Origin of the sequence: Pricia sp., assembly GCF_041745955.1 — a bacterium.
Taxonomy (GTDB): Bacteria; Bacteroidota; Bacteroidia; order Flavobacteriales; family Flavobacteriaceae; genus Pricia.
Genome location: NZ_JBGTHY010000264.1, coordinates 1 through 16651 on the forward strand (window position 1 = coordinate 1; position 16651 = coordinate 16651).

A 16651-nucleotide genomic window follows, 5' to 3' on the forward strand; every position below is an offset into this window, starting at 1 on the left:
GATCAATAAGATCAACAAGACCTTCGCTTTCTTGGAGCAGGCACACGAACGGATGCCCTCCGCCGAAGAAATCGCCAAGGAACTGGATATGACCGTCGAGGACGTAAAACAGTCCTTGAAAAACTCCGGGCGTCACGTATCCATGGATGCGCCTTTGATCGATGGTGAAGATTCCAACCTATACGATGTACTCCGTAGCGGCGAATCGCCCAACCCCGATAGGGAACTTTTACAGGAATCGCTAAGGGTTGAGATCGAGCGCTCCTTGGAAACCTTGACCCCAAGGGAAGCCGATGTCATCCGCTTGTACTTCGGCTTGGCCGGACAGCATTCAATGACCTTGGAAGAAATCGGGGAAACCTTTGACCTGACCCGCGAACGTGTTCGCCAGATTAAGGAAAAAGCGATACGAAGATTGAAGCATACCTCTAGAAGTAAAATATTGAAAACCTATTTAGGTTAAAAAAATAAGGTATCGAGCTACAAAAATTACGAGTTAAATAATCCTTAAATTGGAAATTTGGCATATAAGTTGTAATTTTATGGTAACAACAGTTTATCATGACTGTTCGTTTTTTGATTGATGAATAAACTCCGGCTGATTACCGGAGTTTTTTTTGCCCTTACCATGGACGAAGAATTACAAAACCAGCCCAACAATCCCCTGCATGGTGTAAAACTTGCAGATATACTTGAACAACTTACCCACAAATACACCTGGGTAGAACTCGCCGATCGAATCGACATCAACTGCTTCAAAAGCAACCCATCCATCAAATCTTCTTTGAAATTTTTAAGGCGAACGCCTTGGGCCAGGGAAAAAGTCGAATGCCTATATTTAAAATCCATCAAAAAATAATGGCGTTCAACATTGTGCTTATAGAACCGGAAATCCCCAATAACACGGGGAATATTGGGCGTTTGGCGTTGGCGACCGGCTCGCAGCTGCACCTCGTCAGACCTTTTGGCTTCGAACTTAACGATAAACGCCTAAAAAGGGCCGGATTGGATTATTGGCAGCACCTCTCGGTATCCATATACGAAAATACCGACGACTTTTTCAATTTATATTCGGATAAAGAAATGGTCTATTTTTCGAGCCATGGTGACAAAAACCATTGGTCCATCGATTATAATGATCACCTTTTTCTAATTTTCGGAAAGGAATCCGTTGGGCTATCCGAAGAAATTACGGAAATGCACAGCGACAAACTGTATAAGATTCCACTGTACAGCGAACATATCCGCAGTTTGAATTTGGCGAATGCCGTTGGTATCGTGATTTATGAAGGGTTAAGGCAGCTAGCGAACCATTAGTAAAACTCCTTTTGGGCCAGCAATAAAAATAATATGGACTGTGAAAAATCCTATCCCCCAGCCCCAATCCAAGATATTGGCCGTGAATGATTTGGCAAATTCTAAAGGAGTACCATTACAAGTTCATTACAAGAAGTTTTCAACACCCTGCAGTGTAGAATTCTACTTATTCACTTCCTCTACCACAAAAAACCCATCATTGCCCTGAGACTGATATAAGGGCATAAAGATAAAGGCATCCCAAGTGCTTAGAATCTTTTCTCCGTTTTGAGTGGCTAAAAATTCACCTTTTTCGATGGACTGAAAATTTTCATAGCCAGGTTGCATTTCAAATTGGTCGTCATCGTCAAGGGTTTGCCTGTAAATGATTTCAAAAGTTTTTTGATTTTCTTTTTGCACCGACAGCTTTTCCACCGCTTTGGGAATTTGGGAAAGCTTTTTCAAATCCAGTCCGCATGCCTCTACCAAAACCAGCCAAATCATTGCTTCATGATAGATGATAGCGTCCTTGCTTTCATGCTGTCCCCCTTCGAAAACAAAACCCGTTAACCCGATCCGGCTTAGGTAGCGGTCGATACAACCAAATACAATATCGGAAAAACCGCGAATGATATTCACGGGAAACCGATGAGCCCAAGCATCGTTATCGCCGACCTCCTGCACAGAAATATAGGGTGGACTATCGGAAGAAGTAGTATGGCAATCCAAGAAATATCTTTTGGTATTTCGGCTATCGGAATGCGTCTTGAGTATCTCGATAATCTCGAACATTTCACGTTTCTCGTTCGTGTTCTTTTCTTGTGAGGCCACATTTTTTTCGGTCCAGGTACGGTTGAGGTCTTCATCGATGTAACGTACGCCTTTCTCCAACGCTGTCCGATTACCGTAGACCCCGATAGCCTTTCCGGAAATTTCCGGTCTTTCCTTTTCCAGAATCTCAAATACTTTTTTAAGAGCGGTCACGCCACTCGGTTCGTTGCCGTGAATACCTGCTGAAATGAACATTAAGGGGCCTTCGTTTCCGGTTTCATAGGCTCCGATGATTCTCTTATCTTCTTGATTCAAATTACTTGTTTATCGTGTTTATTCTTCCTTCCTATCAATGCTGGCCACAGCCAATCAATCCATCGTCGCCAGTTCTTTATTGCTGAGTCTGTTTTTGTTCAGTTTCTTATATTCGATTTTGCGTTCGATGGATGCTATGACCGTCTCGGTAAAGTCCGGCAGACCAATTTCCTGGGTGTAGGCCAGCCCGCCCGGACTCATACAGTTGATTTCGATCAATTTATCGTCGACCACATCAAGTCCCACGAAAAAGAAGCCGTCACGGATCAATTTCGGGCCGGTCAGCTCTACAATCCGTTCGATTTCGGGGGTGAGTTTTGCTTTTTCAGCTTTTCCGCCCAAGGCCAAGTTGCTCCTAAATTCATCTTTATTGGAGTTGATACGACGGATCAATCCCAATTCTCCATCTTTTTCCAAAATTTTTCCGTTTATCAAAAGTACCCGAACATCGCCTTTACTAACTCCCGGAAGAAATTCTTGGGCAATAACGTAGCCTTTAGCAAGCAGGGAGTTGGTAATCTGCTCAAAATTGTGCTTCTCTTTCCCGATCAGATAGATACTTTGACCACCCGAACCTTCCAAGGGTTTGAGCACGATATTTTTATTTGAGGCTTTCCAGAAATCCAGTATGACCTGCTTGTCACGGGTAATCACGCTTTCAGGCTTGATGGTCTTGGGCAGTTCCTCAAAATACATTTTGTCGATAAAGGAATGGGCCATCGCATTGGCATCGTTCAAGACCAATACGCCCTGTTGCTGGATGGCCCTGGCAAAGGCGAGACCGGAGTGCTCGGCCCAGTGCCTGTTAATAGTCTCCTCGGTGGGATTGTTGCGAACAAAAAGCACATCGAGTTCCTCTGACGATATCGTCTTCCATGCGACTTTATCATCCTTTATTTGGGTCAGAAAATCCTCGGGAAAGTCGTACTTCAAAGATTTGGGTACTTTTTTGCAGCGAATATCGACCGGTGATCCGTGCATAAAATTGAAGCCCCCGACCTCCATTATATAAGCCGAATGCCCACGCTCGAATGCCTTTTTAAGCATAACTACAGAAGAACCGACATATTCCTTTTTCAAATCACTGATGACAAAGCATATTTTCATTTTTATGGTGTATTATCTTAACGCTAAAAAGAATACGAATAAGTTGATGCAATTATAAACTCGTTTACATTATTTTTTGTCCTTATAGGAATACACAAACATTTGATTGACAGGAGTACCCTACGGAAGCTGGGTGCTGATCAAACCATTTTATAAAGTGGCATCCCTTTTTTAAAATCCCCGAGTTTTTGGTTACACGATTCGTTCAGTAAGTAGCGGGGCATTATTTTCGGAGGATAAAGCAAACCGCGTTCCATCAAATCCTTTACGGTTGCCAAATGTCTCAAAGCGAATTTGCCGGCGAGCAAGGGCTCCAAAGCACCGCCCTCGGATAAATGCTGGCGTAATTCCAACAATCCCTTTAGATATACGATATCCTTTAAGAAGCCCCCGCCTTGAAACATACGCGATGTGATATCGAACGAACGATCTTTTGAAAAACCATAATCCTTGTGCAAAAGCACGAACATATCATCAAAGCTGGCTCCTTTGCCCAAGGCATTGCCGGCCATTACCCTACCTGCCAAAGTACGAAGCCGGTTCAACCCTAAGGCATTGGCCAGATATTCGGCCAATACCGCAATCCCTTCCTGAAGGGCGTCATACCCGGCAAGACCACAGGCCATTTGCCGCAAAGGTTGCCGTGCACCGTTGTAATGGGTCAGGGCGTGGGTACCTATTTCATGTTGGATCAAGGCCCGTGCCTCCAAAGCGGTGAGGGTATAGTCCGCCGGAAGATATAGTTCGCCCTGGGCCACCATCATTATGTTCACGTCTTTACGGATGTGCACCTTGCCTTTATAATCGGGCGCCATTTTTCTGAAATAATCAAATTCCTTTTCTGCCAAACTTTTGAATTCATGGGCGTTCATAACGGTTTGCCGTGACGATTCCGGTTCTTCGGATAGGTGACCTAAGATGGCTTCGGCCTCTTCGAGAAGTTCTTTGGATACCGATCCGTACATACGGATGCCGCTGTAAAAAAAATTCTGCGACCCACGTTCCTTTAGCATGGTTAGCTCGTGATCTATTTCCTCCCGTTTCTCATCATAAATATAGGCCAGGGCCGGGTCATCAATTTCATGGATATCAAGGTTGTACAATTTACGTTTCAGAATATCGGGATCCACGGGCAATAAACGATAATGATAGGTTCCGATGTTCCGGAATCCGTTCTCGCAATAGCGTTTTTTTAATTCGGATATATTGATGGGCGCGACCAGTAGTAGAAAGGAATAACTGTTCTGTATTTTAGCAATCTTTTTGTCGATCTTGAGCACCTCTTCATGGATTTCCCTTTTGCCCAACGCGTGATAACTGGCTATCTTCGAAGTGGTCTGTATACGAACAAATTCGAAAAGTGCCTCCTGAACAGTTTTGGCAAATTGGGTTCTGAATTTTCTGAAATAAACAGGGAATTCTGTGCCTTCGCCATCACGATAGGCTGGTGGTACTTCGAGTCCGATCCAAGCCCCGCCTATGCCCCGCAGACTTTTGGCATCGAAAAGCGGCGCGATCCCTTCTATTACTTCGTCATCAACCTTTGAAATCCTAGTCGATAGTTCCGCCCCGTAGCGTGCCTCTATTTTTCCAAGACCTTCGGACAATGCATCTAAAGTTGAGGAAAGTTTTTTGTGCGGGGCCGAAATAACGAACTCGGTACCATCCATAGCCCCTTCCCAAATTTCCAGTACTAGAAAAGAACGAAATCTCCGTGCAATTAATTTGAGGAGTTCCTCCAAGAAATCTTTGATAGCCACTTCCGAATCGTCACCTAGAATAAGATAGGAAGCCGTAGTTTTCGCCAGACGCATGGTTTTCTTATCTTTTCTCCGTTTTCGGTACACCATCAAGTAAGGAACATCGTGTTCGAGAAAAAGGAAACCGTCTCGGGGAAGTTGTAGTACCGTTCTTCCGCCTGGCTCCAAATTTGTCAAGTGTTGTTGCAGATGTTCTATGGTCTTAGGTTTTTCCAAATGGTATGACGTGTTGGTTAAAAATAAGTTTTGAAGTAGAGAATATACAATTTCAGTATCTGGATCGGTAATATTTAACAATGATTTAAGGTATACCCCCAGTCCCCTAGAAAATCGGCCATTTAGCTTTCGATCGCATATCCTGAACGCCCATAATTACTTACCTTTGTACTCTTTAAAACGAACAAATGAGCGAAACCAAGATAGCCCCTTCCCTACTCGCGGCCGATTTCGGAAACCTACAGCGCGACATAGAACTGGTGAACCAAAGCGAGGCCGATTGGCATCATATCGACATAATGGACGGACTTTTCGTACCCAATATTTCTTACGGAATGCCCGTGGTGAAGACCATTGCCGAACATGCCACCAAACCTTTGGACGTGCATCTGATGATTGTCGACCCTGACCGTTATATCAAAACTTTTGCCGAACTGGGCGCCTCCATTCTCACCGTTCACTACGAGGCCTGTACCCATTTGCATAGAAGCTTACAGGCCATAAAAGATGAAGGAATGAAGGCCGGAGTTGCCCTAAACCCGCACACCAATATCTTACTTTTAGAGGATGTTATACGGGATATCGATGTCGTATTGGTCATGAGCGTAAACCCAGGGTTCGGCGGGCAGTCGTTTATCGAGAATACCTACGAAAAGGTAAGGGCATTAAAGGAACTGATAACGAATCGAAAATCAAAGGCGCTCATTGAAATCGATGGTGGGGTGACCTCGGAAAATGCGCAAAGGCTGGTAAAGGCCGGTGCCGATGTGCTGGTCGCCGGCAGTTTTGTATTCAAAAGTGACGACCCGACCGCGACCATTAAAAAACTTAAAGAAAGTGCGGAACAATGAAGCAGTTCGATGTAATTATCGTAGGTGGTGGCCCAATAGGAATCGCTTGCGGCCTGGAAGCGAAAAATAAGGGACTTAGCTACGTCATCCTAGAAAAGGGGCCTATCGTGAATTCCCTGTTCCATTATCCAGTGAACATGCAGTTTTTTTCCTCTTCGGAAAAGCTTGAAATCGATGATATACCCTTTATCAGCAACGAGGCCAAACCGAAACGCAACGAGGCCTTGGAATATTATCGGAGAATTGTCACCTCGAACCAACTGGACATCCAGCTTTTTGAGAAAGTGGAAAACGTTGAAAAAAAAGACGGCGGCTTTACCGTCATTTCCAATAAGGACAGCTATTCTACTTCCAATGTCATCGTGGCCACGGGCTTCTACGATCTGCCCAACACCATGGACGTACCCGGTGAGGACCTTCCAAAAATAGCACACTACTACGATGATCCCCACTTTTACGCCAGCCAAAAACTCGCCGTTGTAGGTGCCAGCAATTCCGCCATCGACGCGGCACTTGAATGTTGGCGAAAAGGTGCGGAAGTTACGCTTATCATTCGCGGGCCCGAGGTCGGTCAACGTGTAAAATATTGGGTGAGGCCCGATATCATGAACCGTATCGAAGAGGGCAGTATTAAAGCCTACTATAATTCCACCGTCAAGGAAATCAGGGAAACCGACATCCGTATCGATACGCCTGATGGCGCGGTTACCTTGGAAAATGATTTTGTGTTGGCCCTTACCGGGTACAAACCCAACTTTGCCTTCCTTAAAAAGCTGGGTATCGAACTCTCCGACGATGAGAAAAAACTTCCACAATACAATCCGGAGACCATGGAAACCAATGTTGACGGACTCTATCTGGCCGGCGTTATCTGCGGCGGAATGGAAACCCACAAATGGTTTATCGAAAATTCGAGGGTACATGCCAAGATTATTATGAACGCTATTTTGCATGAAAATCCTGAAACCGTCGAAGCCTGACGGATGATAGATGACAGATGACTGATGACTGATGACTGATGACTGAAAAATCCAAAATAAATTTACTGAAAAATGATACAACCTTTTTCTTTGGCCATACATGGCGGTGCGGGTACTTTGGTCAAGGGCCAAATGACCTTTGAAAAAGAAACCGCCTATAAAAAAGCGTTGGAACTGGCTCTCGACGAAGGCTTTGCTCTTTTGAAGGAGGGTGCCTCCGCCGTAGATGCCGTGGAAAAATCCGTGGCCCTACTTGAAAATTCCCCGCTATTCAATGCGGGAAAGGGCAGTGTTTTCACCGCCCACGGTACCCATGAAATGGATGCGGCCATTATGAACGGAAAGACTTTGGATGCCGGAGCGGTTTCCCTGATTCACGGAATTAAAAATCCCATTGCTCTAGCACGGGACGTCATGGAAAAAAGCGACCATATCTTTTTGGCGGGCGAAGGGGCTATGGAATTTGCCAAAAGCCTAAAATATAGCCTAGAGGATGCTTCTTATTTCTATGATGAATTCCGCTATCAACAGTGGCAGGAAATCAAGGGAACCGATAGTTTTCAACTGGACCATTCGGTCAAAAAAGAATCCAAATTCGGTACCGTTGGTGCCGTGGCCTGTGATCAGCATGGCAATCTTGCCGCTGCGACCTCTACAGGCGGTATGACCAACAAACGTTTCGGACGCGTAGGCGATAGCCCCATGATAGGCGTCGGCAACTATGCGAACAACAAGACCTGTGCCGTGAGCTGTACCGGTAGTGGCGAATTTTTCATCAAGGGTGTCGTCGCCTATGATGTATCCTGTCTAATGGAGTACAAAGGCCTATCGGTAAGCGATGCCGCCTCCGAAGTTATCAATAAACGCCTGTTGGAAATTGGCGGGGATGGCGGGCTGATCGCTGTCGACATCCACGGCAACATCGCCACGCCCTTCAACACAGAAGGTATGTATCGCGGGAGTAGGACCTCCTATGGGGAAAGGAAGATTTTCATTTATGGGGAATAAAATACCTCGATGCAAGCATACGAGGCATCAAATTCCGAAAAAAGAAATTCCAAAAAAAATGGAAAAAACGATGCAGGCATACGGAGAATTGAGCCCTAGAGATTAAAAAATTCAGAATTCTTAACCTATACCATAAACGCCTTGTCCGAAGGCGTCACTTTCAATGTTCTTTCTTCAATATCGAATCGATCCCCATTGGCCAAACTATGGGTCTTCAGGTTTGAGATCGACATGGGCATGCCCTTTTTCAATAACTTTTCGTTGTTGTGTCTTATTTCGCTGGGGTCAAAGAGAATCACCATTCCCGAGCCGATTACCTCGAAGGTATTGCAGTTTTTGATGACCAGACCGGTATCCTCGGCAAGACCGACACCCAGAAATTCTGGAAATCGGGCAATCGCCTCGGCCAAGCGTCCAAATCGCCCTCGTGTAATGAAATGTGAATCTATCACCAGGTTTGACATAAATCCCATACCCTTTTTCATCCGAACCGCTCCCTTTATAAAAGCTTCCTTGCCGCTGCCTCCCGAAATCATTTCCGTTGACATACACATGGCACCGGCACTGGTTCCGGCGATAACTATCTTCTCGTTTTTATAGCGTTCCAAAAGAATGTTGTGAATCGTGCTTCCCCCAATTTTTTGGACAATCTTGGATTGGCTGCCGCCAGAGAACATTACACAGTCCGCCTGTTCGATGGTCGCGATATTTTGCCGGTCTTCGGAATCTTTTTGCTCACGGATATCTACTATATTGACATTAGTGCATCCCAATCTGTCAAATGCCCTTATGTAGTTGTCCATAACTTCGTCGGGTATACTTGAAGCGGTCGGGATAACCGCAATAGATCTATCACATCCCCCACATTCCTTGGCTACCCTTGCTAAAATACCTTCCTCTATAAATTCCAGGTGATACCTTTCCTTTGTCTCTATTCCCTTATCCTCGTTTCCTCCAATAGGAATCAATATACCTTTTATCTGCATCAAAAATTTTAAGTTTTGAACGCAAAAATACGGGTAATGTTGTGGAATTTAGGTTTATATTTATAAAATTCCAGAGTTCCAACTAATAATTACTGATGAAGATACGAGAAATCAATGCCATGCGCGGCCCCAATTATTGGTCCGTTCGCCGAGAGAAACTGATCGTGATGGTCCTCGACCTAGAGGCGATGGAAGATTTTCCTACCAATGAAATAAAAGGTTTCGGCGACCGCTTGAAGGCCTTATTTCCCGGCATGTACGAACACCGGTGTTCCGAAGGCTGCGCTGGCGGGTTTTTTATGCGGGTGGAAGAAGGTACCTGGATGGGCCACGTCATCGAACATATCGCCCTTGAAATACAGACTCTTGCCGGTATGGACACCGGTTTCGGCCGTACACGGGGCTTCGGTGAAGAGGGCGTTTACCATGTGGTCTTTTCGTACATCGAAGAAAACGCCGGACGCTATGCCGCCAAAGCCGCGGTCGATATCTGCGAGGCGTTGGTAAAGGGCAAAGATTACGACATCGACCCCGACCTACAACGTATGCGTGAGCTGCGCGAGGCCGAACGTCTGGGGCCCAGCACAGGTTCAATTGTCGAGGAGGCCGAAAGAAGGGGCATTCCGTGGTTACGCCTGAATAAATATTCGCTTTGCCAATTGGGCTATGGCGCGAACCAAAAACGCATACAAGCCACCGTTACCAGTGAGACAAGTAGCATCGGCGTCGAACTGGCCTGTGACAAAGAAGACACCAAGCATCTTTTGGAACAGGCGGAGGTACAAGTGCCCCGAGGCGATATTATATCAAAGGAAAGTAGTCTCAAGGATGCCTGTGATTATATCGGCTTCCCATTGGTCATCAAACCCATTGATGGAAATCATGGCCGTGGCATTTCGGTCGATATCAACTCTTACGATGAGGCGATAAAGGCATTTCGTGTCGCCAAAGAAGTTTCGGACCGCATTATCGTAGAAACCTATATTACCGGTCACGACTATCGGTTGCTGGTTATCAATAACATCTTGGTGGCCGCGGCCCTGCGCTCTCCGGCCCATGTCATCGGCGACGGTGAATCGACCATTGACAACCTAATCGCCGATAAAAATAGAGATCCCCGACGAGGCTACGGTCATGAAAAGGAACTGACCATTATCACAATTAACGACCTGACCAAGACCAAAATCGAAGATGCCGGATATACCTTGGATTCCGTGCTTCCCAAAGGCGAAAAACTGGTGCTGAAAGATACGGCCAATCTCAGCACGGGCGGCACGGCAGAAGATGTCACACATATCGTTCACCCTGCCAACGTAGCCATGGCCGAGCGTATCTCAAAAATTATCGATCTCGATATCGCCGGTATCGATATTATGACCAGCGATATCAGTAAGCCATTATCCGAAACTGGTGGTGCCGTACTCGAAGTAAATGCCGGTCCAGGATTTCGCATGCATCTGGCACCTACGAAAGGACTCCCCAGAAACGTGGCCGCCCCGGTGGTGGACAAGCTTTTTCCGCATCAGGGCGACAAGGGCCGTATTCCCATTGTGGCCATCACCGGTACCAATGGAAAAACGACCACTACGAGGCTTATAGCCCATATGGCCAAGATGTCGGGATATCGTGTCGGATATACCACTAGCGACGGGGTCTACATCAAAAACAGATTGTTGATGAAAGGGGATTGTACCGGCCCCCAAAGTACGGAGTTTGTATTGCGTGACCCGACTGTAAACTTTGCGGTATTGGAGTGTGCCAGAGGGGGACTCTTACGTGCCGGGCTTGCCTTTTCCAAATGCGATGTCGGCATCGTTACCAATGTAGCGGCAGATCATTTGGGCTTGAAAGGCATACATACGATACAACAATTGGCTCAAGTAAAGGCCGTCATTCCCGAAACCGTACTGCCCGATGGCTATGCGATCTTAAACGCAGATGACGATCTGGTATACGATATGCGCAAGGGTCTGGAATGTAACGTCGCCCTGTTCTCCATGGATGAGGACAACCCTAGGATCAAAGCCCTTCAAAGAAAGGGCGGCATCACCGCCGTCTATGAAAACGGCTATGTGACCCTTTGTCGCGGCACTTGGAAAATGCGGATCATGAAGGCAGAAAATATTCCGCTAACTTATGGCGGAAAGGCCAAGTTCATGATCCAGAACATCTTGCCGGCCATAATCGCCTGCAATGTAAAAAACATTACCATTGAGGATATGAAGGCGGGATTGGAAACGTTTATACCTTCAGCGTCCCAAACCCCCGGACGTCTCAATCTTTTTAATTTCGATAAATTCCAGATACTGCTCGATTATGCCCATAATCCATCCGGAATGCGGGCCCTTCAAAAATTTACGGACCAGATCGAGGCTACCCACAAGCTGGGCATCGTCGCGGGTATCGGTGACAGGCGTGCAGAAGACAACAACCTGATCGGAAGTATTGCCGCCGAAATGTTCGACGAAATCATCATCCGACAGGACAAACATTTACGGGGAAAATCAGAGGAAGAACTGATTGGGATGTTAAAAGACGGTATCACGAAGAAAAATCCCGATCTAAAAACAACCGTCATTCCTTCGGAAAAGGAAGCCATTTACCATGCTGTTAAAAATATACCCGTAGGAGGCTTGATCATCTTGTGCAGCGATGTGGTAACGGATGCCTTGCAACTCGTAGAAGACCTCAAGGACCAGGAACAAAAAGGAGCTTCGCTAGTGGTCGATAAGTAAGAATGCGGGGCGAGGCCCGTGTTCCAAAATAACTCAAACTAACTCGAACTACCGAGTTATTTTTAATACTTATATATTTTAGTACCCCGGATTCTGCACATAAAGTCCGCCCGTAAAATCAATTTCCCGTTGTCGGAAGCCCCGGCATCTAAAGGACGCTGCGTACTGGTTTTTAAAAGCAGTGGAGAAATAATTCGGAGAGGAAAAGCCATTGGCATATGCAATTTCGGAGACAGTCAAGGTGGTGGACTCCAACATGGCCCGAGCATTTTCTAAGCGGATGTTTGCGATATAGTCACTTATACTCACCCCCATCATCGCCTTTACCTTTGGATATAACTGCACTCGGCTAATGTGTAGTTCTTCCGCTAGATTTTCTACAGAGGAATCGGCTTTATCCAAATTATCCTTAATCCGCACATTAAGGGTTTGCATAAACTCCTGCTCCAAGTTCCCGAACGTGCTGGTCGATGTTATTTTATGGATGTTATTGGTGTAGTAATATCTCAGTTTTTCCCTGTTGTACAGGAGCGCCTGAATGGCCTGAATCAAAATGGAGTAGCTGAAGGGTTTTGTCAAATAGAGATCGGCCCCTGATTCTAGACCTTTCAAGTAAGATTCGGTATTGCCCGAAGCGGTCAGGATGACGGTAGGTATATGTGAAGTTCTCAAGTCGTTCTTCAACGATGCGCAGATTTCGAATCCGTTTTTTTCGGGAAGGTTGATATCGCAAATGATGATATCCGGAATAAACTCGAAGGCTTTTTGGATGGCATCGGTACCATCGGAAAGATGGATTTCAAAGTCCCGCATCAATTTATTCTTCAGGAAAAGGGACAGGTCCCTATTATCCTCAATGATCAAAATAGAAGGTTTTCCACTTTCATCATCGGGGGTACTGGTTTCTAGCAGGTAGGTATCGTCCAATGAATATTCCGGATTGAAATCGATTGGGAGAAAGCAACTAGGTCTGTTTTGGTGGCCCTAAGTGCGAACTTACGGTCTTCGGCGTTTTGAAAATCCAACAATTGGTTGATAAGGCACAATAAGCGATTGGAGTTATTGTAAATCAGTTCGACCTGGTTCATGAAATTTCCTCCTCGCTCGCCCGCAACCCCGCCAAGGGATTCGATGGCACTTAATATGAGGGTCAACATTAGCAACCAAGGAAGCTTCAGCTGCATGGCATCGTTCATGGAACGCCGCCAATCGTCATTGATCATCGCCTGGGAAAAACCGATACGGACTTTGTCACTAGAAGCGGTCGGGTACATGAGATGAAGAGAAAAGGCCCCAGTACGCCAATAATGAACAAGAAGTTTTTTCTGAAAATCATTGCTATACCAGTGTCTGCCTAAACTTAGTAAAAAAAAATCTTAAATTTAGGCGTAATGAACCCATTCGCCCAAATGAAAAAATCAGGAAGTTAAATTTTACCGTTTCTTACGAAAATGGCATAGACCGCTTTCGCGAAAGGGTGTGTTCGTGCTACATATTTTCCATTAAAATAGTGAGCCCGATTTTCAATACAGCCAAATATTTAAGACCTTCACCTTTTAAATGCCGCAATTGGAACTATTATGGTCAGTACGGAAGCAAAACTAAAAGAACGCATCAAGGAACTTACCTGTCTCTACGAGGTTACTTCCATCATTGTAAACTCCGATTACGACCAGTTAGAGACTTCGCTAGAAGCAATTACCTACTGTCTGAAAAAAGCATGGCAATTCGAGAATGAGACGGAAGTGCTATTAAAAAGTGGCGACTTCGATATTGAGACGGAAGGGTTCACATCGGACATGATTTTCATAAAATCCGATATTAAGGTTTTCAACAAACCCGAAGGGTTTATAAAAGTGGGATATCCAAAAGCCAAATACGAACAAAACGACTTTTTGGAGGAAGAGGAAAAGTTATTGGAAAACGTTGCTTTGGCCGTTGGCAACTTGTTGGAAAGAAAACAGGTACACGATAGCGAGGCAGCCATCAAACGCCAGGTAGAGCGTGCCGACCGCCTTCATATCTTGGGGGAAATTACGGCGGGAATCTCCCACGAACTCAATACGCCACTTGCCAATATTTTGGGATTTACGGAACTTTTAAAGGATGGGATGACAAACCCCAAAGCCTTGCGTGATCTGGAGAAAATTGTGGACAATGCCATTTTCAGCCGCGAGGTAGTGAAAAAACTGATGTTCTTCGCCTGTGAGATGCCCCAGCAAATGAAGTCGGTAGCGTTGGTTCCCGTAGTTGTAAATGTACTGAAATTGCTTGGCCCTTCCCTACAGACCAAAAATATCAAACTGAACAAGTCTTTTGGTGATGATACCCTAGCACTGCGTGCCGATACCGTGCAATTGACCCAAGTACTTTTCAATCTGATTATGAACGCAGTCTATTTTTCGCCCAAGGATGGGGGTATTGGCATTGACATCCATGAAAAAGGAAAAAAAATACAACTTCGCATCTCGGACGAAGGTCCGGGTATCGACCCCAAAAATGAGCATAAGGTGTTCGAACCTTTTTTCACCACAAAACCTTTGGGGGTCGGTTCGGGATTGGGACTAAGCGTGGTACATGGAATAATCAGTAGCCATAAAGGCAAGATCGCCCACAGCCCTAATACCCCAAAAGGAACTATTTTTACCGTTGATTTTCCTAAATTGTAAACATGGGTCTTCGGAAAGAAAACATACTGCTGGTAGATGACGACATCGATATTCTAGAACTGTTACAGCGCCATCTGCACTCACTCGATTATCATACCTACAAGGCCGTTTCGGTCAAGGAAGCGCTTTACATTTTAAAGGATACGTTTATCGATCTTCTGATCACCGATATTCAAATGCCCGAAGTGGACGGGTTGCAATTGGTGAAATTCGCCGATGAGCACTACCCCGAAATGCCGAAGCTGGTTGTCACCGGTTACCCTTCGGTGGATGGTGCCTTGGAGGTTATCAAATCAGGGGCGACCGATTACTTGACCAAGCCCTTTACTAAAAACGAGTTGAAACAGGCCGTACAAAAGTCCCTTGAAAGTGGTGCAAAACGTAAAAAACGGCAACCCGTATCAACAACTGGAAAAAGTAATGGCTATGCCGACATGATCGGCACTTCGGAAGCGTTTCAAAAAATTACGGACATTATCGATAGGGTCAAGAACAACAAAGCAACGGTATTGGTCCAGGGCGAAAGCGGCACGGGCAAGGAACTGGTGGCGCGGGCCATCCATTATTCCGGGAAGTTTTCCCGTGCGCCCTTTGTGGCAGTAAACTGCGGCGCCATTCCCGAAAATTTGCTCGAAGCCGAACTCTTCGGTTATACCAAAGGAGCCTTTACCGGAGCCAACGAAAACCGCAAAGGGTTCTTTCAGGCTTCGGATGGTGGCACGCTGTTTCTTGATGAAATTGGTTCCGCACCGCTCTCGGTTCAGACGAAACTGCTACGTGCCCTTCAAGAAAAGGAGATTACGAAAGTGGGTTCCCGAAAGGTAGAGAGCGTAAATATCCGAATTGTCGCGGCGACCAATAGCAATCTATTGGAGGCCATCCAAAAAAAGGATTTCCGTGAAGATCTCTATTATCGCCTGACCGTTGTAGAAATCAATGTGCCCCCGCTTCGTGAGCGCAAATCGGATATTCCCTTGTTGGTAGATAAATTCATCCGAAAATATGGGGTGGAGTATAAGGATAGGCTTATGCAAATTTCCCCTCATGCCTTGCAAGTTCTGCAACGTTATCATTGGCCCGGCAATATCAGGGAGCTTGAGAATAGCATTCAACGGGCGGTCATTATGTCAGACGGATCAATCGAAGTCAAAGACCTTCCAGAAAACCTAAAGTTCAAGATTGATTTTCCCGATTCCGATTTCCTTCCGCTCCGTGAAATGCAAAAGGAATATGTTAAAAAAGTACTCTTACATACCGAAGGCAATAAGACCAAGGCCGCCGAAATTCTCCAAATCGACCGCAAGACCCTGCGCGATAAATTGACCTGATTTAAAGGTTCAAAACTCCCCATCTGGGGAAATTTCCCCCAGTTTGCTGCTATCCCCTCCTTTTAAATTTCCTATTACTACCTGATATCCAATTAATTATAAAAAATGGCATGCCCGATACCTTTTAGGGCATGCCATTTGCCTTTTAGGAGGAAAATCAAATTCACCAGATAATGCTGTTATTTCTTTAAAAATCCGAAATATAAAGTTATGATCAAATATGTACTAGTAGCCTTGTTCTCGGTAAGTGTGCTGAACGCACAGTCCAATAATACCGATGCCATTCAGAACGAAGTTGAAGTCGGCGACGTCTTTGAAATAGGACGGCTGGAAACCAATAGGTTCAAGCACATCGAATTTTCAAGAGCGAATTTTATCATCAAGAGAGGTGGTATCGCAAACTATAAAAGTGTAGCTGGAAGCAAGGTCGTGGTGACCTCCATAAAAGAAAAAAAGGACGGTACGAAACAGGTAGCGATACAACGTGAAGATGGTGGTCGTTTCTTCGGAAGCCATACCACGGTAGCCGCAAATTTTGAGGATGCTGTTGGCTCTGGCGAACTAAAGGTCAAATAAATATAGCGTTGCCTGCCTGCCGTAGGTAGGGTCGATGTATCTGCCCGACTTTC

General features: G+C 45.5%; 16 protein-coding genes. 10 read left to right on the forward strand and 6 right to left on the reverse strand.

Annotated elements, in window-relative coordinates:
- The 3 genes from ACEW8S_RS09330 to ACEW8S_RS09340 all read left to right on the forward strand — a co-directional run.
- Nucleotides 1-463, forward strand: a 463-nt coding sequence (locus tag ACEW8S_RS09330; protein WP_373517881.1) for a sigma-70 family RNA polymerase sigma factor, incomplete at its 5' end; no start/stop codon positions are given.
- A 165-nt stretch (nucleotides 464-628) separates the two neighbouring features.
- Nucleotides 629-859, forward strand: a complete 231-nt coding sequence (locus ACEW8S_RS09335; RefSeq protein ID WP_373517939.1) for a VF530 family DNA-binding protein — start codon at nucleotides 629-631, stop codon at nucleotides 857-859.
- Nucleotides 859-1317 carry a tRNA (cytidine(34)-2'-O)-methyltransferase gene (locus tag ACEW8S_RS09340; RefSeq protein WP_373517882.1) on the forward strand — a complete coding sequence of 153 codons (459 nt, stop codon included), beginning with the start codon at nucleotides 859-861 and terminating at the stop codon, nucleotides 1315-1317. Before ACEW8S_RS09335 ends, ACEW8S_RS09340 begins: the two co-directional genes overlap by 1 nt.
- Before the next feature lie 162 nt (nucleotides 1318-1479).
- Here the strand turns inward: ACEW8S_RS09340 and ACEW8S_RS09345 are convergent, their stop codons facing one another.
- The 3 genes from ACEW8S_RS09345 to ACEW8S_RS09355 form a co-directional block, all read right to left on the reverse strand.
- Nucleotides 1480-2382, reverse strand: coding sequence for a succinylglutamate desuccinylase/aspartoacylase family protein (locus ACEW8S_RS09345; RefSeq protein WP_373517883.1), 903 nt, complete (start codon nucleotides 2380-2382; stop codon nucleotides 1480-1482).
- 54 nt (nucleotides 2383-2436) lie between these two features.
- Nucleotides 2437-3489, reverse strand: a complete 1053-nt coding sequence (locus ACEW8S_RS09350) for a glutathione synthase (protein ID WP_373517884.1) — start codon at nucleotides 3487-3489, stop codon at nucleotides 2437-2439.
- A gap of 140 nt (nucleotides 3490-3629) precedes the next feature.
- Nucleotides 3630-5465: a flavohemoglobin expression-modulating QEGLA motif protein gene (locus ACEW8S_RS09355; RefSeq protein ID WP_373517885.1), complete on the reverse strand. Its 1836-nt coding sequence runs from the start codon at nucleotides 5463-5465 to the stop codon at nucleotides 3630-3632.
- 188 nt (nucleotides 5466-5653) lie between these two features.
- Here ACEW8S_RS09355 and rpe point away from each other — a divergent pair, with 188 nt between their 5' ends.
- From rpe to ACEW8S_RS09370, 3 genes are all read left to right on the forward strand, one after another.
- Nucleotides 5654-6316 (forward strand): ribulose-phosphate 3-epimerase, encoded by a 663-nt coding sequence (rpe, locus tag ACEW8S_RS09360; protein WP_373517886.1) that lies wholly within the window; start codon nucleotides 5654-5656, stop codon nucleotides 6314-6316.
- The gene (locus tag ACEW8S_RS09365; protein ID WP_373517887.1) at nucleotides 6313-7296 is read left to right on the forward strand and encodes a YpdA family putative bacillithiol disulfide reductase; all 984 of its coding nucleotides are present in this window, start codon (nucleotides 6313-6315) and stop codon (nucleotides 7294-7296) included. Before rpe ends, ACEW8S_RS09365 begins: the two co-directional genes overlap by 4 nt.
- A gap of 72 nt (nucleotides 7297-7368) precedes the next feature.
- The gene (locus ACEW8S_RS09370; RefSeq protein WP_373517888.1) at nucleotides 7369-8304 is read left to right on the forward strand and encodes an isoaspartyl peptidase/L-asparaginase family protein; all 936 of its coding nucleotides are present in this window, start codon (nucleotides 7369-7371) and stop codon (nucleotides 8302-8304) included.
- 125 nt (nucleotides 8305-8429) lie between these two features.
- Here ACEW8S_RS09370 and ACEW8S_RS09375 read toward each other — a convergent pair whose 3' ends face one another.
- Complete coding sequence (locus ACEW8S_RS09375) at nucleotides 8430-9290, reverse strand: cyanophycinase (RefSeq protein ID WP_373517940.1); 861 nt, start codon at nucleotides 9288-9290, stop codon at nucleotides 8430-8432.
- Between the two features lie 95 nt (nucleotides 9291-9385).
- Between ACEW8S_RS09375 and cphA the strand changes: the two genes are divergently transcribed.
- Complete coding sequence (cphA, locus tag ACEW8S_RS09380) at nucleotides 9386-12025, forward strand: cyanophycin synthetase (RefSeq protein ID WP_373517889.1); 2640 nt, start codon at nucleotides 9386-9388, stop codon at nucleotides 12023-12025.
- Nucleotides 12026-12103: 78 nt separating this feature from the next.
- Here the strand turns inward: cphA and ACEW8S_RS09385 are convergent, their stop codons facing one another.
- Together ACEW8S_RS09385 and ACEW8S_RS09390 are read right to left on the reverse strand one after the other, a co-directional pair.
- The gene (locus tag ACEW8S_RS09385) at nucleotides 12104-12952 is read right to left on the reverse strand and encodes a response regulator (RefSeq protein ID WP_373517890.1); all 849 of its coding nucleotides are present in this window, start codon (nucleotides 12950-12952) and stop codon (nucleotides 12104-12106) included.
- Complete coding sequence (locus ACEW8S_RS09390) at nucleotides 12931-13299, reverse strand: hypothetical protein (RefSeq protein WP_373517891.1); 369 nt, start codon at nucleotides 13297-13299, stop codon at nucleotides 12931-12933. The genes ACEW8S_RS09385 and ACEW8S_RS09390 overlap by 22 nt, the downstream gene beginning before the upstream one ends.
- 306 nt (nucleotides 13300-13605) lie before the next feature.
- On the opposite strand from ACEW8S_RS09390, the gene ACEW8S_RS09395 reads away from it, so the two are divergent.
- From ACEW8S_RS09395 to ACEW8S_RS09405, 3 genes are all read left to right on the forward strand, one after another.
- Nucleotides 13606-14694 carry a sensor histidine kinase gene (locus ACEW8S_RS09395; RefSeq protein WP_373517892.1) on the forward strand — a complete coding sequence of 363 codons (1089 nt, stop codon included), beginning with the start codon at nucleotides 13606-13608 and terminating at the stop codon, nucleotides 14692-14694.
- 2 nt (nucleotides 14695-14696) lie between these two features.
- Nucleotides 14697-16022 (forward strand): sigma-54-dependent transcriptional regulator, encoded by a 1326-nt coding sequence (locus tag ACEW8S_RS09400; protein ID WP_373517893.1) that lies wholly within the window; start codon nucleotides 14697-14699, stop codon nucleotides 16020-16022.
- A gap of 210 nt (nucleotides 16023-16232) precedes the next feature.
- Nucleotides 16233-16598, forward strand: a complete 366-nt coding sequence (locus ACEW8S_RS09405; RefSeq protein ID WP_373517894.1) for a hypothetical protein — start codon at nucleotides 16233-16235, stop codon at nucleotides 16596-16598.
- The last annotated feature ends 53 nt before the right edge of the window (nucleotides 16599-16651 follow it).

Coding starts and splice junctions, on each gene's coding strand:
- ACEW8S_RS09335 (WP_373517939.1), top strand. CDS start 629: ATGGACGAAGAATTACAAAACCAGCCCAACAATCCCCTGCATGGTGTA.
- ACEW8S_RS09340 (WP_373517882.1), top strand. CDS start 859: ATGGCGTTCAACATTGTGCTTATAGAACCGGAAATCCCCAATAACACG.
- ACEW8S_RS09350 (WP_373517884.1), bottom strand. CDS start 3,489: ATGAAAATATGCTTTGTCATCAGTGATTTGAAAAAGGAATATGTCGGT.
- rpe (WP_373517886.1), top strand. CDS start 5,654: ATGAGCGAAACCAAGATAGCCCCTTCCCTACTCGCGGCCGATTTCGGA.
- ACEW8S_RS09365 (WP_373517887.1), top strand. CDS start 6,313: ATGAAGCAGTTCGATGTAATTATCGTAGGTGGTGGCCCAATAGGAATC.
- ACEW8S_RS09370 (WP_373517888.1), top strand. CDS start 7,369: ATGATACAACCTTTTTCTTTGGCCATACATGGCGGTGCGGGTACTTTG.
- ACEW8S_RS09375 (WP_373517940.1), bottom strand. CDS start 9,290: ATGCAGATAAAAGGTATATTGATTCCTATTGGAGGAAACGAGGATAAG.
- cphA (WP_373517889.1), top strand. CDS start 9,386: ATGAAGATACGAGAAATCAATGCCATGCGCGGCCCCAATTATTGGTCC.
- ACEW8S_RS09390 (WP_373517891.1), bottom strand. CDS start 13,299: ATGTACCCGACCGCTTCTAGTGACAAAGTCCGTATCGGTTTTTCCCAG.
- ACEW8S_RS09395 (WP_373517892.1), top strand. CDS start 13,606: ATGGTCAGTACGGAAGCAAAACTAAAAGAACGCATCAAGGAACTTACC.
- ACEW8S_RS09400 (WP_373517893.1), top strand. CDS start 14,697: ATGGGTCTTCGGAAAGAAAACATACTGCTGGTAGATGACGACATCGAT.
- ACEW8S_RS09405 (WP_373517894.1), top strand. CDS start 16,233: ATGATCAAATATGTACTAGTAGCCTTGTTCTCGGTAAGTGTGCTGAAC.